This is a genomic window from Paenimyroides aestuarii, from assembly GCF_024628805.1.
GTDB classification, from domain to species: Bacteria; Bacteroidota; Bacteroidia; order Flavobacteriales; family Flavobacteriaceae; genus Flavobacterium; species Flavobacterium aestuarii_A.
In genome coordinates, this window is record NZ_CP102382.1 from 1,976,684 (window position 1) to 2,000,200 (window position 23,517).

A 23,517-nucleotide genomic window follows, 5' to 3' on the forward strand; every position below is an offset into this window, starting at 1 on the left:
TATCAATTAAAAAAAAGAAATCATGTCAGAAAATTTAGTAGTGCCAACAATGGCAGAAATGATGGCGAAAGGCGAACAACCCGAAGTATTATTCTGGGTAGGTTGTTCGGGAAGTTTTGACGACAGAGCAAAAAAGATTACCAAAGCGTTTGTACGCATTTTAAATAGAGCCAATGTGAAATTTGCCGTTTTAGGCACAGAAGAAGGTTGTACCGGAGATCCGGCAAAGCGCGCAGGAAACGAATTTTTGTTCCAAATGCAAGCCATGATGAACATTCAAGTGTTTGATGGTTACGAAGTGAAGAAAATAGTAACGGCGTGTCCGCACTGCTTTAATACCATTAAAAACGAATATCCTGGTTTGGGCGGAACATATGAAGTGGTGCATCATACCGAATTTCTAAAGTCGCTTTTAGAAGAAGGCCGATTAACCATTGAAGGCGGACAGTTTAAAGGCAAACGTATCACTTTTCATGACCCTTGCTATTTAGGTCGTGCTAACAAAATTTATGAAGCTCCACGCGATTTGATCCAAAAATTAGACGCCGAATTGGTGGAAATGAAACGCTCTAAAGCCAATGGATTATGTTGCGGTGCTGGTGGTGCGCAAATGTTCAAAGAACCTGAAAAAGGTAATAAAGACGTGAACATGGAGCGTACTGATGACGCTTTGGAAGTGAAACCAAATATTATTGCAGCAGGTTGTCCGTTTTGCAATACCATGTTAACAGACGGTGTGAAATTTAACCACAAAGAAGGCGAAGTACAAGTTTTAGACGTAGCCGAATTAATTGCTAACGCCCAAGATTTGTAATAATGAATAAATTTTTGATAATATCTTTTCTTATTTCTAATCTTGCATCGGCGCAAAAGCTTTCTAAGATAGACTTGTTAAGCACTATTGCAGACGATATTTGCAACGAAGTGAATAATGACAAAGTGGAAATAAAGTCTGAATTCACAATGGGTGTCTATATGTTGAAATCAGTAAATAAACACAGAGAAGATATAACGCATTATTACGGAAATGATTATTTTGGAGATGAAGGTGTAATGCAAACAATGGGTGAAGATATTGGTGTGTATTTAGCTTTGAAATGTCCAGAAATTTTTGAACATTTTGTTTATGAAGAAGAAGCAGAAATTTTTGAAAGCATAGAAACAAAAACGGTTACAGGATCCATTCATAATATAAACGATGAAAGGTTTATAACTTTTGTTGTACAAGAAGAATCGGGAAAAAAACACGAATTCATTTTGTTGTATGATTTTGAAACGGCTTATTTGTTAACCGATAAATTAGTGAAAGTTAAAGATAAAGTAGAAATATCTTATTATGTTGGCGAACTATATGATGCCAAAGTAGGAAAATTTGTAAATTATAATATAGTATCTTATATACAAGCAAAATAACATGTTGATACCTTTTGAAGAAATGCCGAAATCGGCTCGGGTTTGGATTTACCAATCAAATAGAAAAATGACCGACGAAGAGCTGGCAACAGCAAATGAAGTGTTGACTAGTTTTGTAGAAAATTGGGCAGCACACAGCACTCCACTAAAAGCATCGTATCAAATAAAATATAATCGTTTTATTATTTTGGCGGTAGATCAAGAGTACCATGCAGCTTCGGGCTGTTCCATTGATGCTTCGGTAAAAATCATTCAAGATTTAGAACAAAAATTCGGAATCGATTTATTAGATAAAATGAATGTAACCTACAAAACAGGTGCATTCATCGCTCATAAATCATTAATCGATTTTAAGAAAATGGCAAAAGAAAAAGCTGTTAACGCCAATACCATTGTTTTTAACAATTTGGTGAATACCATTGAAGAATTCGAAGAATTTTGGGAAGTTCCTGCTGGTGAAAGCTGGCACAGCCGCTTTTTTTAATTTAGAATCTCAGTTTATTTTTTAAATTTATAAAGTAAAAGACAGATTATAATCTGTCTTTTACTTTATAAATTTAAATCTTTTTATTTTACAAAAATACCCATTGCAGAACCAATATTGTTACCATCTGTAAGGCTAGTAGGTACACCATTTTTCCAGTATGTACCAACAGGATGTCCACTTGAATTATATATGTCTCCTGCAACATATACATCATTTTCTAAAACAAATATCGACACAGCTGCAGCATCTCGCTGACCATTAGTTAGTGCTGTTGGCTCGCCATTTTTCCAGTATTTAGCAATTGAAGGTCCTGTATTAGGGATACCTTCTCCACCAGCAATATAAACATCATTACCTGATACAAATATTGAATTCGCGAAGGCATTTAATGTACCGTCTGTAATAGAGACGACTACGCCGTTTTTCCAATATTTAACTACACTTGTGTAACCGTTATTTTCGTTTCCAGCTATATAAATATCATTACCAGAAACGAAAATAGATTTAGCAATAGTATGTATCGAACCATCACTAAGGTTTATACCAATACCATTTTTCCAATATTTTGCTATTTCATTACCGTTTGGATCATTTTCGTATCCTGCAACGTAAATATCGTTTCCAGAAATAAAAATAGATTCTGCATAAGAACTGAACTTATTGCTTGGTAGTGGAAATTCTACACCGTTTTTCCAATAAGTAGCTACCGGAGGTGCGTTGTGATGTTCTTGTTTCCAGCCTGCAACATATATATCATTTCCTGATACAAAAATAGATGTTGCATTTGCGCTATTTTCTTTAGTGGTAAGCGAAACTCCTATTCCATTTTTCCAGTATTTTGCTATAGTTGTTTGGCCATCATGTTCTAAACCTGCTACATACACATCATTTCCTTCGACAAATATTGAATTCGCAAACGCACCTTTATTACCATTGTTAATTGGAAACGCTATACTGTCTTTCCAGTAAGTTACAACAGCCGTTACTCCGTCAAGACCTCCACTTGTACCAACTATATATACTGTTGGCGGAGGTGTTGGATCATCTTCAATATTAAGAACTTCGACATCAGTACACGATACTGCGTTTAGATATAATATAGATAATAAGGAAATACCTAAGATCTTTGTTATGAAATTTTTCATGAAATAGAGAGATAGAAAATTTGAAAAAAGGTTCATAAATGTTTTGTTTTTTTAGTTTTATAATATCTAGTTTTAGTTTATAATAATACTTTAACAAAAGAACAAATTTATTTTTTAAAATCAAAAAAAAAATCCTAGTTTTTAGTCAGCGCTTTTTAAATTTTATTTAATTTTATATAAAATTTAAAATGAAATCATTGCAAATTTATTGTTTGATTTACATTTCTTTGATTTAAAAAAGTTTCATCGTGAGAAATTACTACTAAAGTACCTTGATAATCGTTAATTGCATTAGTAAGAATTTCTTTGTTTTGAATGTCGAGATTGTTGGTAAGCTCAGCTAAAATAATAATATCCGGCGATTCACTTCTAATAGTCAAACAACATAACATTAACCGCATACGTTCGCCACCACTTAAAGCATTACAAGATTTGTCCCAAGTATTTTGAGGAAAAAGAAAACGATTCAATCTGATTTTCACTTCATGTTCCTCCAAGTTAAAAGCGTTGAACTGTTGTGCTTGTTCGTACACTTTCAAGTTGTTATTAATTAAAGAATAATCCTGATCTATGTAAACCGATTTACTTTCTTTGTGAAAAACAGTTCCTTGTTGCGGTTGTAAATTATCTAATAATATTTTTATAAATGTGGTTTTGCCCGATCCGTTATTACCTTTTACAGCAATACGTGATCCACTTAAAATTTGTATATTTAAATTGTTCTTCCATATAAAATCGCCGTTTTCATACTTATTAATTTATGTTTTCTGCATTAAAAAGCACTTTACCTTTATGAAGCGAAGAATTGTTAAAGCCGAATTTCATTTGTTCGGTTTATACTAGAGTTGATCTTAAATCTTGCAGTTAGTCTCTAATACTTCCAGCTTTTTCTGTGTGAATACTTTTAAGCTTCGCCGTGCTGTTTTCGGCATTGTTTCGCAGTGTATTCATCATTATTTTAGTAACGCCTGATTTTTCTTGTTTGCCTTTTCCTCTGCTATCTAATTTTTGCTGTCGTTCAATGGTTTCGCGTTCCTTTTCGCATGCTTTCTTCAATGCTTTTTCCTTGCTGGTGAAAGCTGGCACAGCCGCTTTTTTTAAAAAAACAGAAAATCATCTTTAGTTATTTAAAGATGATTTTTTTTAGCGTTCTTTTTTTATAAAAAGCTACTTTACTTTTACACACTTAATAGCCATTTTTCCTTGTTCCAACACCAGATTTTTTACTTTGTTGTTTTCCATTGTAAAAATCAATTTGCCTTTTGCATTTCGTAAAAAGAATGTGTTTGCATCCATTCGTTCCAACAAAGCTCTTTCGCCTATTTTTCCGTTTTCAAGTTCGTTCATAAACAAATAATTGTTTTCGGCTTCGGTGATTTCAAACTTTGCAATCGTTACTAAACCGGCAATTTTTGCTTTATATGTCCCTGTGAAAATAGCTAATTCAGGCTTGGTAACTTCCGAATGATAAAATACAGGATATTCATATTTTTTGTCGAAATAAGCAGAAAGAATACCCACCATTATATCGTTGATGTTTAATCGCGAACCATTGCAAGTGATTGATAGATACAAATCCTCACTCGGAAAATACAATGCAGCACTTTTAAACTCATCAATTCCACCCGTATGCCCCCAACCAATTTTATCGTAAAATGGTGCTTTAAATAATCCGTGTCCAATTGCTTTGCTTTTTAGTTTTTGCATTACGGCAAGTGATTCGTTTGAAACTAAATCTCCGTGGAATAAGTGATACATTAATTTGTTCAAATCACTTACGTTTGAAATGATGGCACCTGCTGCAAAAGGAAGGCTGGGATGCGAACTCACATCTTCAAACCAATCTTTTCCGTTAAATAAATACGATTTATACTGCTTAATGTCTTGTTCATTTTCTGCAACGAAAGTCTTTTGCAATCCTGCTTTTTTCACAATACGTTCATCTATGTTTGTTGCATAACTTTTCCCCGTAAGGTCTTCAATAATGTATCCCAATAACACGTAATTTGAATTACTGTATGAACAATCTTTGTTGGGTTTAAAGTCGGGTTTTTCTTTCGTGATGATATTTAAAATCTGCTCTTTTGAAAAGTTTTGATTTCTTGTGGAGTAATAATTATCCCAAAAAGTAATATTGAAGATGCCGCTTGTATGTGAAAGTAAATTTTCAATTGTTATTTGGTCAGCATATTTAATCTGAGGATAAAATTTGCTCAAAGGTGTTTGAAGTGTTAGTTTTTTTTCTTCAATCAATTGAAAAACAGCAATAGCTGTAAAAATCTTAGTGACAGAACCAACCCTGTATTGACCATTTTCTGCTTTTAATGGATTCGATTTATAGGAATACACCGTTTCATTCCCCTTTTTCATTTCTACCGTTCCCAAAAAAGAATTTTCTTTTGAAAGGTAATTTAGGAAGTTATTTACTGCAATTTTATTGCTATCCGTTTGTGAAAAACAGTTTGTTGTTATCAAAAAACTTAATAAGATAATTGCTTTTTTTGTCATTTTTTCAAAATAATTTCAACTATACTAAACGGTAGTAAAGTTACTTTTTTTTAGGAAAAAACAAATTAGAAGAAAAAAATATGAAATGTATCTTTCTGTTGAATATTAAGGTATCGTTTTTGGTAAACCATTATCCCTGCTTCAAAAGAATATTTTCTTGTATAAAGTGGTAGGTGGTTTGTTTTTTAACGCAAAATTCCGAATTATAATTATTAAAATCGTAGCTAAAACATTATTTTTGAAAATGTTTTATTTAAAATTTGTTATGAAAAAAATCTGGGTAACGTTTTTATTAGCTCCTATATTACTAGTTGCACAACCAAAACAAAAGTTTCAAGCACCTGATAAATGGGTTGATAGCGTTTACAATCAAATGTCGTTCAATGAAAAAGTGGGGCAACTTTTTATGGTAGCCGCATACTCCAACCGCGATGAAAAGCACCTTCAAGAACTCTTAGATTTGGTACGATCTAAAAATATTGGCGGTGTGATTTTTTTTCAAGGCGGACCGGGCAGGCAAGCACACATGACTAATAAATTACAAGCGGCTTCAAAATTGCCTTTATTTGTTGGTATTGATGCCGAATGGGGATTGGGCATGCGTTTAGATTCTACTTATGTTTATCCTTGGAATATGAACCTTGGAGCCATTCAAAACAACGATTTAATAGAACAAATGGGCACGCAAATGGGCGAACAAGCAAAACGCTTGGGAGTTCATTTTATGTTTGCACCTGTGGTTGACATCAATATCAATCCATTGAACCCTATTATTGGTAACCGCTCATTTGGAGAATCAAAAGAGAACGTAGCCGATAAAGCAACTGCTTTAATGCGCGGCATGCAAAAAAATAATGTGTTTGCAACAGCCAAGCATTTTCCGGGACATGGCGATACAGCAACCGATTCGCATCATGCGTTACCCAATATCGGTTTTGATAGAAAAAGATTAGACAATATTGAATTGTATCCATATAAAAAATTGATCAAAGAAGGTTTGGCATCGGTTATGGTGGCGCATTTATCAGTACCTGCACTAGAGCCAAAATCGGGTGTTCCTACCTCCTTGTCATACAACACTATTACCAAGCTTTTAAAAGAAGAATTAAATTTTAAAGGATTGATTTTTACAGATGCTTTAAATATGAAAGGTGTTGCCAACCACAAATCGCCGGGTGAAGTTGATTTAGCAGCCTTTTTAGCCGGAAACGATGTGTTGCTTTTTGCAGAAAATGTGCCCTTGGCAGTTGAAAAATTCAATCAAGCATTTGAAAAAGGCGAATTTACAGAAGAGCGATTGGCACATTCGGTAAAAAAAATATTGCTTTACAAGTACAAAGCAGGTTTAAATAAATACCAACCAATCCTTACAAAAAATCTGTATAAAGATTTAAACAAAGAAGAATATACCAACTTAAGCTACAAGTTGTACGAAGATATGGTTACTGTTGTTAAAAACAATAAAAACATAGTACCTTTTAAAAGTGCTAAACCTCAAAATATTGCCTATGTGAAATTGGGCGACGATGTGAACGATACATTTATCGAAGCTTTGCAGGCAAACCAACCTGTAACGGTTTTTAATCATTATCAAATCGAAGATCATTTGAACGATTTAAAAGCATTCGATCTAATAATTGTGGGCTATCACAAAGCAGACGGAGTGTGGAAAAAACATGATATGGCACGCAATGAAATCAACTTGCTAGACAATATCGCCAAAAACAATAAAACCATTTTTGTGTCTTTTGCAAAGCCATACGCAATAAGTGATGTGAAAGATTTTTCAAATTTTGAAGCCGTAGTTTTAGGCTATCAAAACAATGTGATTGCCCATAGAAAAGTAACCGATGTTTTGTTTGGAATGCAGGCTGCAAAAGGAAAATTACCTGTTTCTATTGGTTCTCATTTTAAATATGGTGATGGAATAACAACCAAGGCCAATAAAAATTTGCGTTACGGCCGTGCCAGCGAACAAGGTTTTAACGAAGAAAAATTAAAAGAAATCGATGCGTTTGTTCAAACAGCGATTAGAAACAAATATACACCTGGTGCACAAGTTTTAGTAGCTAAAAACGGAAATATTGTGTATAATAAATCGTTTGGAACCATGACCTATAACGATCATTTAACTGTGAATAATCAAACCATTTACGATTTGGCTTCGCTTTCTAAAATGTTGGGAACCTTGCCCATGGTGATGAAAATGTATGACGACGGAAAGTTGCGTTTCGACCAAAAATTAGGAGATTTATTGCCCGAATTTAAAAATACAGATAAAGCACATATCACTATAAAAGAATTACTAACACACAATTCTGGTTTAGTTGCTTGGATTCCGTTCTACAAAGAAACCTTGGAAAACGGCAAGCCTAATGCAACTTTATACAAACCTACTTTTTCAAATGATTATAATTTACAGATTAATGATAATTTATTTTTAAAATCAGATTATAAAAAAGTTGTTTTGCAAACCATTGCTGCATCAAAATTGGGCAGAAAGGAATACAAATACAGCGATCTTAATTTTATTCTTTTGGCTGAAATTGTAGAACGAACCTACAAAAAACCGTTGAATGAATTGGTGAACCAGTATTTTTTTGATAAAATATCAGCAAACAATTTAACCTATCTTCCGTTAACAAAATTTGATGTATCGCAAATCGCACCAACCGAAGAAGATACCTATTACCGATACACCACCGTTCAAGGATATGTGCACGATATGGGTGCTGCGATGTTTGGCGGAGTTGCAGGTCATGCAGGATTGTTTGGCAATGCATTGGATGTTGCAAAAATGATGCAGCTTTTTTTAGACAAAGGCAGATTTAATGGCGAACAATTGCTCTCTGAAAAAACCATTAACGATTTTAATACCTGTTATTATTGCAAGGAAGGAAATAGGAGAGGAGCCGGTTTCGATAAACCCCAATTAGGCAAAAGCGGACCTACCTGCGGTTGTGCTTCCATGAACAGTTTTGGGCATACAGGTTTCACAGGAACAATGGCTTGGGCAGATCCAGAAAACGATTTAATTTATGTTTTTTTATCGAACCGAACCTATCCAAATGCCGATGAAAATAAGCTTTCAAAAGCCAATACCCGAGAAGATATTCAGCAAGTGATATACGATGCACTTAAATAATTAATTTTTGAAATTTACAATATGAAAATAGCCATAGTTTGCTATCCAACCTTTGGTGGAAGTGGTGTAGTTGCTACCGAATTAGGTATTGAACTTGCCAAGCGCAACCACGAAGTTCATTTTATAACTTATAGCCAGCCGGTGCGTTTGGCACTTTTAAATAAAAATATTCATTACCATGAAGTGGTCGTGCCAGAATATCCATTGTTTCATTACCAGCCTTATGAATTGGCGCTTTCTAGCAAAATTGTAGATACAGTTAAAGAATTTGGTATCGATCTTTTACATGTACATTATGCCATTCCACATGCTTTTGCGGGTTATATGGCAAAACAAATGTTGGCAGATCAAGGAATTTCATTGCCAATGGTAACCACATTGCATGGTACGGATATCACATTGGTGGGCAATCACCCGTTTTATAAAACCGCGGTGAGTTTTAGTATCAACCAGTCCGATTATGTAACTTCGGTTTCTGAGGATTTAAAAAAATCTACCTATGAATTATTCGATACCACGAAAGATATTCATGTAATTCCCAATTTCATAGAAGAAAAAAACACCTTTGATGCCAATTTTCAGTGCAAACGAAGCCTATTTGCCCATGAAGGTGAACGTATTGTTACCCATGTGAGTAACTTTAGAAAAGTGAAACGCATATTGGATGTAGTAAAAGTTTTTCATGGAATACAACAACAAATTCCAGCAAAATTAATGATGGTGGGCGATGGTCCCGAACGATTAGGAGCAGAAGAACTAGCCAAAGAATTGGGTATCGAAAACAAAGTGATATTCTTTGGAAATTCGTCTGAAATCGACAGTATTCTGAAGTATTCAGATTTATTTTTATTACCTTCTGAAACCGAGAGTTTTGGCTTAGCCGCATTAGAAGCCATGGCCAATAAAGTGCCGGTAATATCATCAAACACCGGAGGACTACCAGAAGTAAATGTAGAAGGTGTTTCGGGCTTTTTAAACAATATAGGCGATATAGACGGAATGGTAAGCAATGCCTTACACATTTTAAAAGACGATCGATCTCTTGCTACTTTTAAAGAACAAGCATTTGCACATTCAAAAAATTTCAGCGTAGAAAAAATTGTTCCGCTTTATGAAACAATTTACAATAAAGCATTAAAAAACACGCCTGTTTAGGCGTGTTTTAGGTTATTATTTGGCTTATAATTACTGTACGATTATTTTTTTAGTTGCTTTACCTTGATTAGTATAAACCTGTACATTATAAATTCCTTTAGCAAAACCACTTACATTAATTGTTTTTTCAGAAGTTTCTTTCACTAATTGCCCGTTAGTATTGTAGATCAACACTTTTTCCAACGATAAGTTTTCTTTCAATTCAATATTTATAATATCGGTTGTAGGATTAGGGTGAATATTGAAGTTTTCTAATACAAAAGTATCTGATGATAAAATGCCTGATAAATTGAAAACTTGTACAGAACCAGGAGATGTTCCCTTTGCTTGGTAATTATTAGCCTGCAATAAGTTCTCGCTAACATTTTGTTTATCAATAATCAATGATTTGCCTCCTACACTGTTAGCTCCGGGATTTCCAACAGCTAAACTATATCCGTCTTTAGAGAGTGCAATAGATGATCCTACCCTGTCACCAGTATTAGCTCCAATTACACTTCCTTTTTCAACCCAATTATTTTGAATATTCTCAAAGATGCGAACTTTACCGCTGTCTGTTCCATTTGTTGTATCAGCACCAGTGCTACCAATAGTTATGGCATTTCCATTAGCTGAAATTGCTAAGCCTGAACCGCAGTAATCACCTGCAGCTTCACCCGTAATATTGTTTCCTACCTTTAACCAGTTATTAGCTTGATTTTTATAAACTTCAACATGTCCAGAGTTTAATCCCTTAATATTTGGACCACCAGCAATAGCTAAAGTGCCACCATCCGAAGATAGAACCAATCTATACCCGTAACTTTCATTTTGATTATTTCCGTATAAAGTATTTCCTACTTTAGCCCAGGTGCCAAGCTGATATTTATATACATATACAAGTCCGCTATCAAAATTCCCTCCAGTTGGTTTACCATCTATATCACTAAAAGCTAATATCGTACCATCTCCAGATAAGGAAACATTATGCCCGTAACGTAAGGATAAAATATCGTTAGTTGAATTATTATATATACTAAATCCACCAATTTTTTGCCACGTCCCAGCTATATTTTTATAAACTTGTACTTGTTCAAAAAATATAGCAAAATTAGTAGGACTGCCAATCGCAACAGTAGAACCGTCGCTTGATAAGGAGATTGCTAATCCAAAAAGTAAATCAGCAGTAGTATCAACTATATCCTGACCAACCTTTGTCCATATACTATTTACATTTTTGTAAACACTTACATAACCTCTGTGAGAAATATTATTTGTAGTACGCTTAGCTGAAAAAGCAGAAAATGCTACTGTACTCCCATCATCAGAGAGTGCTATTTTATATCCTATTTGATCATCTGCTATTGCTCCTTCAATATCCTGTCCAATTTGTGTCCAAGTACCTGATGCTTTTGAGTAAACTCTAATATGTCCAGTGTCTGTTCCGTTGTTATCATTTCCTGGGGCTGATACTGCCATAACACTCCCATCTGCAGATAAGGCAACACCGTGCCCAAACCTGTCGTCAGACATATCGCCTACAATATCCTGCCCAATTTGTGTTTGTGCATTACTTATTGTAGCAATTAAGAATGCAAATAGTAGTTTTAGTTTCATGTTTAGTTTGATTATTATTTTACGATTATTTTTTTAGTAGCATTACCTTGATTGGTTAAAACCTGTACATTGTAAATACCTTTTGCAAAACCATTTACATTAATTGTTTTTTCAGATGTTTCTTTTACCAATTGACCGTTTGTGTTGTAAATAAATACTTTTTCCAACGATAAGTTTTCTTTCAATTCAATGTTTAGAATATCGGTTGTAGGGTTAGGATAGATGTTGAAGTTTTGTAAAACGAAAGTATCAGATGATAAAATGCCAGATAAATTGAAAACTTGGACAGAACCTGGAAAAGTTCCTTTTGCTTGATAATTATTTGCCTGCAATAAATTATCGCTAACAGTTTGTTCTTCAAAATTTGTAGTATATGGTTTACCACCCACGCTGCTACTGCCGGAATTTCCAACGGCTAAATTGTATCCGTCTTTCGATAATGCAATAGACCAACCTATTTTATCGCCTGCATTAGCACCAATTACGCTGCCTTTTTCAATCCAATTGTTTTGAATGTTTTCAAAGATGCGAACTTTGCCAGTATCTGTTCCGTTTACTGTGTCACATCCTGTACAGCCTATAGCTAAGGCATTTCCATTTGCTGACATAGCTAAACCTTGACCACAAAAATCCATTGCTGCATCGCCTACAATATCATTTCCTATTTGTACCCAGTTATTACCCATAATTTTATAAACTTCTACATGACCAGAACCTGCGCCACCTACAGAAGAACCTCTTACACTAATTGCTAAAATACTTCCATCTGCAGAAAGCTGTACTCTGTGACCAAAATTTATATTTTTACTTTTTCCAGATAGTGTATTTCCTACTTTTATCCATGCTCCTGACTGATATTTATAAACTATCACAATACCACTTTCATTAACACTAGATAAGGTATTACCAGTAATGTCGCTAAAAGCTAGAGTATTGCCATCTCCTGATAAATATACATTCCATGCAAACTCACTATGTGAGGTAAAAAAATCTTCCGCATTAGGAGTTACATTATAATCATTCGAAATGATTTCTTTTATTTTAGCCCAATTCCCAAATATAAACTTATAAATAATAACTTTATTATTATAATTTTGGGCACTATTCTGTCCAATAGCGATTGTAGTACCGTCTGAAGATAATGAAAATGATAATCCAAATCCAGAAGTTTGTCCAAAAATTGGACTAGGATCATCCTCTCTCAATTCTTGTCCTATTTGTACCCAAGAGCCATTTACATTTTTGTATATACTAATGCTACCAACTTTAATTATGTTACCATAATAAGTTGAAGGAGTTATTTCTTTTTTAGTAATGGTTGAGAATGCTAAAGTACTACCATCATCAGATATCGCTATTTTATATCCAATCTGGTCATCGGCATTCGTTCCTTCAATATCCTGCCCAATTTGTGTCCAAGTACCTGATGCTTTTGAGTAAACTCTAATATGTCCAGCGTTTGCTCCGTTGTTATCGTTCCCTGGGGCAGATACTGCCATAACACTTCCATCGGCTGATAAGGCAACACCATGTCCAAATTTGTCATCTGCCATATCGCCTACAATATCCTGTCCAACTTGTGTTTGTGCATTACTTATTGTAACAATCAGCAACGCGAAAAGTAGTTTTAGTTTCATAAATGAATTTTTAATTATAATTTTTCAAATATATAATTCTTTTGATGAATTAAAATAAAAGCAATCAAAAAAATATCTATTTACATGATTTTTTTAATAATCATTAGAATTTCGTTTTGGCTCTTTTACCGTTGGCCATTCGGTATTTGCTGGTAAAACTCTTTTTTCGTTGGATATTTCGTTTGGATCGTTTGCCGCTTCTAAAGTTAGAATAGTGGTTGTAATTACGTTTCGCTCTAATTCTTCAAAAACAATTTTATCGTAGGTATCGCGGTTGGTGTGCCAAGTGTATTGTCCGTAATCCCAATTTTGTGTACCTAGATTAAACGCTGGAATACCTGCTGCTACAAAAGATGCGTTATCTGTTCCACCGGTTTGGGGCATTCCCGGAAAATCGGTTTTAATATGTTTTCTGTTTTCTTCGGGTACATTTTGCAACCAAGTTCCCAGATAATTATAAGCTTGTGTAAAACCTTGACCACCGATATAAGTTATTCTGCCCGTGCCACTGTCTTGGTTAAAAAGTACTTTTATTTTTTGCACTTCGCTTGGGTGGTCCATCACATAGGCGCGCGATCCATTTAAACCTTGTTCTTCGCTTCCCCAATGCCCAATTACAATGGTTCGGTCGTTATTTGGAGCATATTTTTTAATTAAACGTGCCACTTCCATCATTAAAATAGTTCCTGTTCCATTATCGGTCGCACCTTGAGCCCCGTCCCACGAATCTAAATGTGCCGATAGCATCACATATTCATCTGGTTTGGTTTTACCGGGAATAGTAGCAATGGTGTTGTATGTTTTTGCTGTTCCCAATTTTTTTGATTGGGTGTTGATTTTTAATAGCGGACTTTTCTCATTCACAGCCAAACGATGCAACAAACCATAATCTTCTAAACTAACATCTACCATTGGCGTGTTTTTAGAAAAACTATAAAATATTCGATTGCTTCCCATAGTGCCCGTGAAATAAGATTGCACAAAACCAACTGCTCCTTTTGTTTCTAAATATTCTACTATTTCCCGAATCGATTTTTCGGTTGCTTTTAAGCTATTGTTCCAAAGCGTGTTTTGATGTTCTTTTTCTTTTTTGTATGATGCAAAATCGTCTTCAGTAGCATGTTCTTTCCACTGATTTTCAGGTCTGCCAGATTTTTGGTAGGGAGAAATTAAAACGATTTTTCCGTTAATCGAATGTGCCCATTTTTCAAAATCTCGTTTCGAAGGAAAGATGGGCATTGCAACTACTTCAGCTTCCACCGGTTTCTTGGTAGCGGCGTTCCATGCTAGTTGCATTCCTTCGATTGATTTTATTCTTGGAGCAGTCATTGTAATTTCGGTTGTGCCACGTTGCCATGATTTCCATTCTCCATACGGCACATTTTCTGCTTCAATATTCCATTTTTTGTAGGTGTTGATCACCCAATTGTGTGCTTGTTCCATTTCGGGAGATCCCACTAAACGCGGCCCAATTACATCTAATAATTCAAAAGCTAATTGTTCTAACTGATGATTTTTTGCTACTTCGTTACTGATTTCCTTATAGATGGATTGTTTGTTTTGTTGAAAAGTTGATTGGGCTGAAACTGATAGACTTATTACAGCAAAACAAACTGAAAAATACATTTTTAAATAATTTTTGCTCATTTTATTAGTTGGTTAGATTAGGGAATAGATAAAAAGGAAAAGAGGCGAAAAGCCTCTTTTTATTATTTTGTGATATGCAGTTCAAAAATTAAATTGGTGTTAGGTGGGATTACATCGCCAGCACCTGTGGCACCGTATGCTAAGTGCGATGGAATAAAGATATAAGCTTTGTCACCAATACTCAATTGTTCAATACCTTCGATAAATCCAGGAATTAAACCGTCTTTTTGTCCGGCAACAAATGGAATTGGAATGTATTGGTTGGCAGCTTTTCGTTGTGCATCTAACATATTATATTTTGCAGCGGTAGTTTCAAAACTAGTATCAAACAAACGGCCATTTTCAAAATAACCCGCATAGCCTACATTAATTTTGTCGCCTTGTTTTGGTTTTCCGCCGTTTCCTTTTTCAAATATATAATACGATATGCCCGAAGCTGTTGTTTTTGCTTTAGCTTTCGCCGTATTTAGCGTGGTTTCCATTTCTTTGGCAACCCCTTCGGTTGCTTTTATAGCTTCTTCTTTAGCTTTGCGTGCCTCTTCCTGCTTTTTTTCATTTTCGGCTTGTTTTTCTTTAAAAACTTTTGGAGCATCAAACGCTTTAGCCTTATCGCCTGAACGAACAATATCAATATGCTCTATTTTGTCGCCTTGGGCAATAGTGTTTACAATATTTTGACCTTCAATTACATGACCAAAAACACTGTGCATGCCATCTAAGTGCGGTGTAGGACCATGGGTGATAAAAAACTGTGAACCGTTTGTAGTTGGTCCGGCATTTGCCATTGATAAAATACCCGCTTTATCATGTTTTAAATCGGGGTGAAACTCATCGGCAAATACATAACCAGGACCACCTTCGCCCGTTCCGTTTGGATCGCCGCCTTGAATCATGAAATCGGCAATTACGCGGTGAAACGTTAAGCCATCGTAAAATGGTTTGCCTTTAAATTTAGTTTCAACAGATAGATTATTTCCTTCTGCTAAACTTACAAAGTTTGCAACTGTTAAGGGGGTTTTTTCATATTCTAATTGCGCCACAATTTTTCCTTTATTGGTATAAATTTCGGCATACAATCCTTCTGGTAGATTGGTTTCGTTTTCTTTTTTACACGAAACAAATAGAGTAGCTGCAAGAGCAGCCAAAGCAAAAAGTTTTTTCATTATTTATGAATTAAGGTTTGATATCAACGTAAAAAACTAAATTGGAGTTTGCGGGAATTGGCCCCATGGCACGTTCTCCATATCCTAAATTTGAGGGAATAAAGATATATGCTTTATCGCCTTTGTTTAGCTGCAGCAAACCTTCGGTCATTCCTTCAATAAAACCGCCTTTGTTTCCAAAAGTGTAGTCTAAGGGTTTGTAAGCATTTGCTGCTTTTCTTTGCGGATTGAAAATGTCTTGTTTTATTGCCAACTCTTCGATTCCGGTGTCAAACAATGTTCCATCTGCTAAATATCCTGCATAATCAAACGAAATTTTTTCTCCTTCGGTTGGTTTGATGCCTGCACCTTTTTCTGCTACATAAATTTTAATTCCAGAAGGATAATCGGTTGCTTTTGAAAGATAATTGTCTAAAAGCGTTTTATTTTCTTTTCTTAAAATTGCTGCTTTTTGTTTCTTAAGCTCTTCTTCTTTTTTAATTTTTTCTAAAGATAAAGTAAATGTTTTTGCCGCGTTGAATTTTTTTGCGTCTTTGCCCACACGAACAATTTCCACTTTGTCAATCACATCATTTTGTTCAATGGCATTCACAATTTCTATTCCGTTTACTACTTTTCCGAAAACCGTATGGCGTCCGTCTAAATGCGGTGTGGCAACGTGTGTGATAAAAAATTGCGAGCCATTAGTAGCCGGGCCTCTATTGGCCATTGATAAAACTCCAGGTGCGTCATGTTTTAATGTTGGAACGATTTCATCGGCAAATAAATATCCTGGTTCTCCAGAGCCATCGCCTTTTGGATCGCCACCTTGAATCATAAAGTTTGCAATTACTCTATGAAATTTTAATCCGTTATAAAAAGGTTTGCCTTTATACTCCGCTTTTACTTGCGGGTGTGTACCTTCTGCCAACGCCACAAAATTGGCTACAGTGAGTGGGGTTTCGTTATAAAACAATTGTGTGGTGATGGTTCCTTTTTTGGTAACAAAATTTGCGTATAAACCATCGGTTAACTTGGTTTGAGCAAAAACTTGCGTAGAGATTAACGCAAAAACGAATAACAGTTTTTTCATTTTTATTCTGGTTTTATATCATTAAGGGTTACTTTGCAAATCAGCGGCACATTGGTTCCAATTTTTTCTTTATCGCCCAAATAGCCATAAGCCATGTGCGATGGAAAGATAAACGAAACCGTTTCGCCTTTGTGCATTAATTTCACGGCATGGCGCAAACCTACCATAATTTCTTGTTTATCAACCGCATACAATTTTGGAGCAGTTTCTTCTTTAGAGTAAATCAATTGTTTATTAATATCGTAAATTTCAAAATCTAATTTTACGATATCTCCTTTTTTGGGAAGCAAACTATCTGTGGTGACAGCCACATCGTATTTGTACCAAAAACCTAAATCGGATTGATAGTAATGATGTGCAGAGTCGTTTTTTATTAAATTCTGTATGAGTTTTTCTTCGTCTTGAACGATATTTTTATTTCGCTGCACCGATTCTTTTATGAAAGTACCTGAGCGGTAGCTAACCGGTTTGCGAGGTTCGGGCTGTTTACATGCAAACAATAAGCTGGTTACTGCAAAGCAAAATAGTACTTTTTTCATATTATTGTTTGTTGATTTCATTGATAATGGTTTCAAACTTTAAAATGGTTTCTTGTAGTGAAATAAACGATTTTCCGCCTGCAGCATTGATGTGTCCTCCGCCGTTAAAAAAAGTTCTTGCAAATTCGTTCACATCAAATTCTCCTTCCGAACGAAATGAAATTTTAATCATTCCTTCTTCTTTATTTTCGATGAAAATAGCTGCAAAATCTATACCTTTTATTGATAAACCATAATTTACGATGCCTTCGGTATCTCCTTTTTGATAGTGGAATTGGTTTAAATCGTCTTGGGTTAAATAGGTGTAAGCCGTGCTGTGATTAGGCAAAACTTTTAGTTGTTGCAACGCTCTGCCCACCAATTGCAATTGATTGTATGATGAAGTGTTAAACAACATACTGTGTATTTTAGGGTTATCAACCCCTAAATCAATCAATTCTGCAACCACACGGTGCGTATCTCCCGTGGTTTTTACAAATTTAAAAGAGCCTGAATCGGTTACAATTCCTGTATAAATACAAGTAGCAACTTCCACATTAATGTATTTTTGCAGATTTAATTCTTGAAGAAAACGATACAATAATTCGCAGGTAGAACCAAAAGAGGTATCAGAAATCGTAACTTTCGCATAATTGTCGGGCATTTGGTGGTGATCAATCATTACAAAAGGTTTTCGTAATTTTTCTAGATAAGATCCCATTTGGTCACCCGCTCGGTGCAGTGCATTAAAATCGAGCGTAAAAACCAAATCACTGCCCTGCAAAAAAGCGGCACAAGTATCAAAATTCTTTTCAAAAATAAGTATTTCGTTTGTAGCCGGCAGCCACGATATAAACTCGGGAAATTCGTTTGGAGCAAGTACTTTCACCGTGTGGTTTAGCTGTTTTAAAACATGATAAAGTCCTAAACACGAACCCAAGGCATCGCCATCGGGATTGCGGTGTGGTATAATTGCTATTTGTTTGGGCGTTTCTAAAAACTGCGTTAAAAATGCCTTGTCATTTGTATTCATCATACTGCGAAAATACACAAATTAGCATTTACTTTAAATAGCTTTCAAAAATTATTCTGCTAAACTTTTCAGAGAAGAAGGTTTTATTATTTTTATTTTTTTACCCTTTAACTCTAAAATGCCTTCTTTTTTTAGTTCAGCCAACAAGCGAATGCAACTTTCAGTGGCAGTGCCCACCATACTTGCAATTTCATCGCGACTTAGTTGCAGGTTTAAAAAGCCTTCTGTATCGGTACCGCTTGAGTCTAATATACTCAACAAAGCCAAAGCTAATCGTTCTTTCACGGTTTTACTGTTGTGGTTTAATGCAAAATCGGTGGCATAGTTTAAATTTTGACACACATCTTTGGTAACTTCCCTTGAAAAGTTTTTGTTGGTATCAATAAATCCTAGTATTTCTGATTTGGGAATAAAACAAACGCGCATATCTTCAACAGCAATAGCACTTAAAGAGGTTTTTTCTTGGGTAAGTATAGCAGTTTGTCCCAATAAATCCCCTTTTGTGATTAATTTTAAAATTGCATCTTTTCCGTTTGATGCCATACGCACCAATTTACAAGTTCCTTCTTTAATGCAATACACGCCATTCACGGTATCGCCTTCCTGAAAAATAACATCGCCTTTTTTAATCTCGATGGTGTCTTTACATTGCGCCAAATGAATCAATTCGTTCTTTGATAAAGCTTTTAAAGAACTTAATTCACGTACGATACATTGCTCACATTTGCTCATGAAAGTTGTTTTTGCAAAGATACAATTATTATGATAAATATCATTTTTTTTGGCTAGCAGGTTTTGCAATTTTGTGACAGGTATAAAGCAAAAAAAAATGTTGAATTGTTATCATTGTGGAAATGATGTGGTTGAAAATGAGGTGATTGTTTTTAACGACAAAAATTTCTGCTGCAAAGGTTGCCAAACGGTTTATGACTTGTTTGAAAGCAACGGACTTACTGATTACTATGATTTTGAACAAAATCCGGGTGCGGTTCCAAAAGATGTTGCATCAAAATACAATTATTTAGACAATACCGATATTGCCGATAAATTGATTGATTTTAAGGAAGGAACAACCACCATTGTTCGGCTCTATATTCCGCATATTCACTGCAGCTCGTGCATTTGGATATTAGAAAACCTGCATACTTTAAACCCGGCAATTACCCATTCGCAAGTGGTTTTTTCACAAAAAAAAGTCAGCATCACGTTTAATAGCGACAATATTTCTTTGAAAAATTTGGTGTTGTTGTTGGCTTCGATTGGTTATGAGCCCTATATAAGTTTGGAACAATTTGATGCCCAACCAAAATTAATCGACCGCAGTTTGCTTTATAAAATAGGGGTTGCATTCTTTGGGTTTGGAAATATTATGTTGCTTTCATTTCCTGAATATTTTAATGTAGATGACTTATGGATGCAGCAATATCGAGGCTTTTTTAGATACATTAATATTTTATTGGCATTACCTGTTTTTTTGTATTCGGCCACACCTTATTATAAATCGGCATACCACAGCATTAAAACCAAGGCATACAACATTGATATTCCTATGGCATTGGGAATTATTGTAATGTTTGTGCGCAGTTTGGTGGATATTTTTTTTCAAGACGGTGCCGGATTTTTAGACAGTATGTGCGGATTGGTGTTTTTTATGCTCTCGGGCAAATTGATTCAGCAAACCACTTATAACTTTTTATCGTTTGAGCGTGATTATAAATCGTATTTCCCCATTGCAGTAACCAAAATACAAAATGAAAAAGAAAGTCCTATTCAGGTTTATGAAATAGAAAAAGGAAACCAATTGTTGATTCGCAATGAAGAATTAATTCCGGTAGATGCTATTTTATTGTCTGAAACCGCTTTTATTGATTACAGTTTTGTTACGGGCGAGGCCGTTCCATTAGAAAAAAAGTCGGGCGATAAAATTTATGCAGGCGGAAAGCAGGTAGGAAACGCCGTGATTGTTGAAGCAATTAATACTGTTTCGCAAAGCTATTTGACCCAATTGTGGAGCAATGATATATTTCAGAAAAAAGTATCCCAAAAAATACAAACCATTACCGATAAAGCCAGTCGAATCTTCACGCCCACATTGCTTACCATTGCTTTGATTGGTTTTTTTGTATGGAGCTTCACTAGTTTAAACTTCGCATTCAACGTACTCACCGCCGTATTAATAGTTGCTTGTCCATGTGCCTTGGCATTAACCGCTCCATACACTTGGGGAAACGTGATTCGGTTGATGGGCAAGCGCAAATTGTATCTAAAAAATACGACTGTTATTGAACAACTTTCCAAGGTTGATACCATTGTGTTTGATAAAACTGGCACATTAACATCAAACAGTAACCAACACATTCAGTTTATTGGTGAACATTTATCAACAAATGATGTAATGGCCATAAAAAATATTGTTAGGGGATCTAACCACCCATTGAGTAGAAGGTTATACATGATTTTGCCTGATACACCTATCGAAAAACCTGAAAATTATAAGGAAGCTCCCGGAAAAGGGATTGAAGGAACTTTTAGAAAGGACACCATAAAAATAGGTTCGGCAAGTTGGGTAGGAGCAGCCGATGTTTTAGACATCAATCAAACAAAAGTTTATATCAGTATAAATGATAAAATAAAAGGATTTTATGTGTTTGAAAATGAATACAGAGTAGGGTTAGAGGCACTTTTTCAATCATTGCAAAACAAAAACTACCAACTTTTTGTGCTGTCGGGCGATAATGATGGGGAACAACGCATGCTAGAGCGCTTAATGCCTAAAAGCACACAGCTTGTTTTTAATCAAAAACCCGATGATAAATTGCGATTTATTAAAAAATTGCAAGAAAATAATCATAATGTATTAATGATTGGCGATGGTTTGAATGACGCTGGCGCCTTGGCACAAAGCAATATTGGTATATCGATTTCCGAAAACGTAAATGTTTTTACACCCGCAAGCGACGCCATACTCGATGCGGAATCGTTTACTAAATTGCCTTATTTTTTACAGTTTGCCAAAAACGCCATGAAAACCATAAAAATGAGCTATGCCTTGGCACTTACCTATAATACTGTGGGCTTAAGTTTTGCACTTTCCAATAATTTATCGCCTTTAGTTGCAGCAATAATAATGCCCGTAAGCACTGCCACAATAATAAGTTTTGTAACCATAATGAGTAATTACTTTGCAAGAAAAGGGGAGGGGTGATTTTGTGATTTTTTCATAGGGTAATAAGTTTGCTTTCTCAATTCATATTTTCCAGTAGAAATTTTCTGTTATATGCATTTAGTTCATTATCAGCCTCAGTCTCTATAGGTTGATAAGATTCAATAAATTTAAAGCCATTTTTTGCCAAAAAATTCAGCACATCTATTTCAGAATTAAATTCCATATCTACATTGTTTTCTTTTAATATTGCAAAAGAATTTAATTGGTTTTTTGTTCTGACATTACTTGGAATTTGCCCATAATCAATCACCACAAATGATTTTCTGAAAATAGACTTTGCTTGATAATAAAAGGTGATATACTTGGCGGGAATTTCTTTCAGAGGCAAATTGTTTACTTCTTGTGCCTGAAGTTTGCATCCAATTAAAATAAAGAATAGAGGGTACATGAGGTTCATAAAGTCTGATACTAAATCGTTTTTTAAAACCACATATCAAACTTCATTCCAAAAAAAAATCAACCAAAGAGATTGATATAAAAAAGGCAAGCGACCTACATCGCACCGCTACAACCGCATACCTTTGCTGTGTTCCCACCCTGGAGGAGTCTGCAGGAGCTGGTCGTGTAGGACTTGCCGTTGCAAATATACAAACAAATTATATTTTAGCAAGTCTTTTGTTTAATAAAAAAAGGGTCGTATAATTGTATTACTAATTAAAATTAATCATGAAAAAGTGTAAATACTTAGCATTCTTATCGTTATCATTACTTGTTTTGGCTTGTGATAAAGAAAAAAATGATGAAAAAAAAGCCGTTACCATTGATACAACCAAATTAAAACAAACCTATTCCTTGAATGAAAGCTTGGCTTTACAGCTTACAGATGGTTCAACTATTGATTCTGTGCAATATTTTTTAAATGATAAGCAAATTGGTTCAGTGAAGGGAAATAATGCGTTGAACTATAATTTGGCAAATGAAAAATATGGTATGCAACATATTAAGGCAATTGCCTATACTAAAGGAGTGCCTGCTGAAGCAATGGCTTCTATTGCTCTTTTTTCTGATGTGCAACCTACTGTTTTATCATACACCATCGTGAATACCTATCCGCATGATATAAAAGCATATACGCAAGGATTAGAGTTTTATGGCGATGTTTTAATTGAAAGTACCGGAAATGGTGAAGGAATTGGCACGCGAACTAAAGGAAAATCAAGTATTCGCAAAGTGAATCCTAAAACCGGAGAGGTTTTGAAAATTAATGAATTAGATGATGCGATTTTTGGTGAAGGAGCAACTGTGCTTAACAACAAAATTTATCAACTAACGTATAAAAATATGGAAGCATATGTGTATAACGTAGAATCGCTTCAAAAAGAAAAAACCTTACCCTATTTTAAAAATACCGATGGCTGGGGTTTAACAAATGATGGTACATACTTGTATATGACAGATGGTAGTGATCGGGTTTATAAAGTAAATCCAGATGATTTTTCTTTGGTAGATTATTTTGTAGTTTCGATCCCCAATGGCACCGTTGCAAGTGTAAACGAACTGGAATGGGTAAACGGTGAAATTTATGCCAATTTTTACACTCAAGATGCTATTGGAATTTTTAACCCCACAAACGGAAGTGTAACCGGAGTGGTTGATTTAAGCGATTTAAAAAATAAAGTTTCACACCATCCAGATTTAGATGTTTTAAACGGTATCGCCTACAATAAAAAGACTGGAACTTTCTTTGTAACGGGAAAAAATTGGGATAAAATGTTTGAGATTAGAATTAATAGGTAAACAAAACATTAGTACTTAAATCAAAAACCGCCTAA

The 23,517-nt window shown here is 34.9% G+C and carries 20 protein-coding genes and 1 other RNA gene; 7 read left to right on the forward strand and 14 right to left on the reverse strand.

The window, feature by feature from the left end:
- Positions 1-22 precede the first annotated feature (22 nt).
- From NPX36_RS09500 to NPX36_RS09510, 3 genes are read left to right on the forward strand one after another with little or no spacing between them, the layout of a single operon-like run.
- A complete protein-coding gene (locus tag NPX36_RS09500; protein WP_257498490.1) occupies positions 23-814 on the forward strand; it encodes a (Fe-S)-binding protein in 792 nt (263 codons plus the stop codon).
- Between the two features lie 2 nt (positions 815-816).
- Positions 817-1,413, forward strand: a complete 597-nt coding sequence (locus NPX36_RS09505; protein WP_257498491.1) for a hypothetical protein — start codon at positions 817-819, stop codon at positions 1,411-1,413.
- A 1-nt stretch (position 1,414) separates the two neighbouring features.
- Complete coding sequence (locus NPX36_RS09510) at positions 1,415-1,897, forward strand: ABC transporter ATPase (RefSeq protein WP_257498493.1); 483 nt, start codon at positions 1,415-1,417, stop codon at positions 1,895-1,897.
- Positions 1,898-1,980: 83 nt separating this feature from the next.
- On the opposite strand, the gene NPX36_RS09515 is transcribed toward NPX36_RS09510, so the two are convergent.
- The 4 genes from NPX36_RS09515 to NPX36_RS09530 all read right to left on the reverse strand — a co-directional run bounded on the left by NPX36_RS09515 (position 1,981) and on the right by NPX36_RS09530 (position 5,553).
- Positions 1,981-3,045 (reverse strand): hypothetical protein, encoded by a 1,065-nt coding sequence (locus tag NPX36_RS09515; RefSeq protein WP_257498494.1) that lies wholly within the window; start codon positions 3,043-3,045, stop codon positions 1,981-1,983.
- Positions 3,046-3,239: 194 nt separating this feature from the next.
- Positions 3,240-3,803 (reverse strand): ATP-binding cassette domain-containing protein, encoded by a 564-nt coding sequence (locus NPX36_RS09520; protein WP_317618274.1) that lies wholly within the window; start codon positions 3,801-3,803, stop codon positions 3,240-3,242.
- A 106-nt stretch (positions 3,804-3,909) separates the two neighbouring features.
- Positions 3,910-4,131, reverse strand: a complete 222-nt coding sequence (locus NPX36_RS09525; RefSeq protein ID WP_257498495.1) for a hypothetical protein — start codon at positions 4,129-4,131, stop codon at positions 3,910-3,912.
- A gap of 81 nt (positions 4,132-4,212) precedes the next feature.
- Positions 4,213-5,553 (reverse strand): serine hydrolase domain-containing protein, encoded by a 1,341-nt coding sequence (locus NPX36_RS09530; RefSeq protein ID WP_257498496.1) that lies wholly within the window; start codon positions 5,551-5,553, stop codon positions 4,213-4,215.
- Positions 5,554-5,818: 265 nt separating this feature from the next.
- Between NPX36_RS09530 and NPX36_RS09535 the strand changes: the two genes are divergently transcribed.
- Together NPX36_RS09535 and bshA are read left to right on the forward strand one after the other, a co-directional pair.
- The gene (locus NPX36_RS09535; protein ID WP_257498497.1) at positions 5,819-8,698 is read left to right on the forward strand and encodes a glycoside hydrolase family 3 N-terminal domain-containing protein; all 2,880 of its coding nucleotides are present in this window, start codon (positions 5,819-5,821) and stop codon (positions 8,696-8,698) included.
- Positions 8,699-8,719: 21 nt separating this feature from the next.
- Positions 8,720-9,853 (forward strand): N-acetyl-alpha-D-glucosaminyl L-malate synthase BshA, encoded by a 1,134-nt coding sequence (gene bshA / locus NPX36_RS09540; protein ID WP_257498498.1) that lies wholly within the window; start codon positions 8,720-8,722, stop codon positions 9,851-9,853.
- A gap of 30 nt (positions 9,854-9,883) precedes the next feature.
- Here the strand turns inward: bshA and NPX36_RS09545 are convergent, their stop codons facing one another.
- From NPX36_RS09545 to NPX36_RS09585, 8 genes are all read right to left on the reverse strand, one after another.
- Positions 9,884-11,449: a T9SS type A sorting domain-containing protein gene (locus tag NPX36_RS09545; protein ID WP_257498499.1), complete on the reverse strand. Its 1,566-nt coding sequence runs from the start codon at positions 11,447-11,449 to the stop codon at positions 9,884-9,886.
- Positions 11,450-11,463: 14 nt separating this feature from the next.
- On the reverse strand, positions 11,464-13,086 hold the full coding sequence (locus NPX36_RS09550; protein WP_257498500.1) for a T9SS type A sorting domain-containing protein: 1,623 nt from the start codon (positions 13,084-13,086) through the stop codon (positions 11,464-11,466).
- Positions 13,087-13,179: 93 nt separating this feature from the next.
- Positions 13,180-14,733, reverse strand: a complete 1,554-nt coding sequence (locus NPX36_RS09555) for a M28 family peptidase (RefSeq protein ID WP_257498501.1) — start codon at positions 14,731-14,733, stop codon at positions 13,180-13,182.
- 62 nt (positions 14,734-14,795) lie between these two features.
- On the reverse strand, positions 14,796-15,896 hold the full coding sequence (locus NPX36_RS09560; protein WP_257498502.1) for a peptidylprolyl isomerase: 1,101 nt from the start codon (positions 15,894-15,896) through the stop codon (positions 14,796-14,798).
- Positions 15,897-15,906: 10 nt separating this feature from the next.
- Positions 15,907-16,968 (reverse strand): peptidylprolyl isomerase, encoded by a 1,062-nt coding sequence (locus NPX36_RS14345; protein ID WP_317618256.1) that lies wholly within the window; start codon positions 16,966-16,968, stop codon positions 15,907-15,909.
- Between the two features lie 2 nt (positions 16,969-16,970).
- Positions 16,971-17,507 (reverse strand): gliding motility-associated peptidyl-prolyl isomerase GldI, encoded by a 537-nt coding sequence (gene gldI, locus NPX36_RS09575; RefSeq protein ID WP_257498503.1) that lies wholly within the window; start codon positions 17,505-17,507, stop codon positions 16,971-16,973.
- Position 17,508: 1 nt separating this feature from the next.
- Positions 17,509-18,522, reverse strand: coding sequence for a DHH family phosphoesterase (locus tag NPX36_RS09580; RefSeq protein WP_257498504.1), 1,014 nt, complete (start codon positions 18,520-18,522; stop codon positions 17,509-17,511).
- A 48-nt stretch (positions 18,523-18,570) separates the two neighbouring features.
- Positions 18,571-19,251: a Crp/Fnr family transcriptional regulator gene (locus NPX36_RS09585; protein WP_257498505.1), complete on the reverse strand. Its 681-nt coding sequence runs from the start codon at positions 19,249-19,251 to the stop codon at positions 18,571-18,573.
- Positions 19,252-19,348: 97 nt separating this feature from the next.
- Here NPX36_RS09585 and NPX36_RS09590 point away from each other — a divergent pair, with 97 nt between their 5' ends.
- Positions 19,349-21,724: a heavy metal translocating P-type ATPase metal-binding domain-containing protein gene (locus tag NPX36_RS09590; RefSeq protein WP_257498506.1), complete on the forward strand. Its 2,376-nt coding sequence runs from the start codon at positions 19,349-19,351 to the stop codon at positions 21,722-21,724.
- A 37-nt stretch (positions 21,725-21,761) separates the two neighbouring features.
- Here the strand turns inward: NPX36_RS09590 and NPX36_RS09595 are convergent, their stop codons facing one another.
- Together NPX36_RS09595 and ffs are read right to left on the reverse strand one after the other, a co-directional pair.
- Positions 21,762-22,175 (reverse strand): hypothetical protein, encoded by a 414-nt coding sequence (locus NPX36_RS09595; protein ID WP_257498507.1) that lies wholly within the window; start codon positions 22,173-22,175, stop codon positions 21,762-21,764.
- Positions 22,176-22,223: 48 nt separating this feature from the next.
- An RNA gene (gene ffs / locus NPX36_RS09600) (signal recognition particle sRNA small type) lies at positions 22,224-22,322 on the reverse strand.
- An 89-nt stretch (positions 22,323-22,411) separates the two neighbouring features.
- Here ffs and NPX36_RS09605 point away from each other — a divergent pair.
- Positions 22,412-23,482, forward strand: coding sequence for a glutaminyl-peptide cyclotransferase (locus NPX36_RS09605; protein ID WP_257498508.1), 1,071 nt, complete (start codon positions 22,412-22,414; stop codon positions 23,480-23,482).
- Positions 23,483-23,517: the final 35 nt, after the last annotated feature.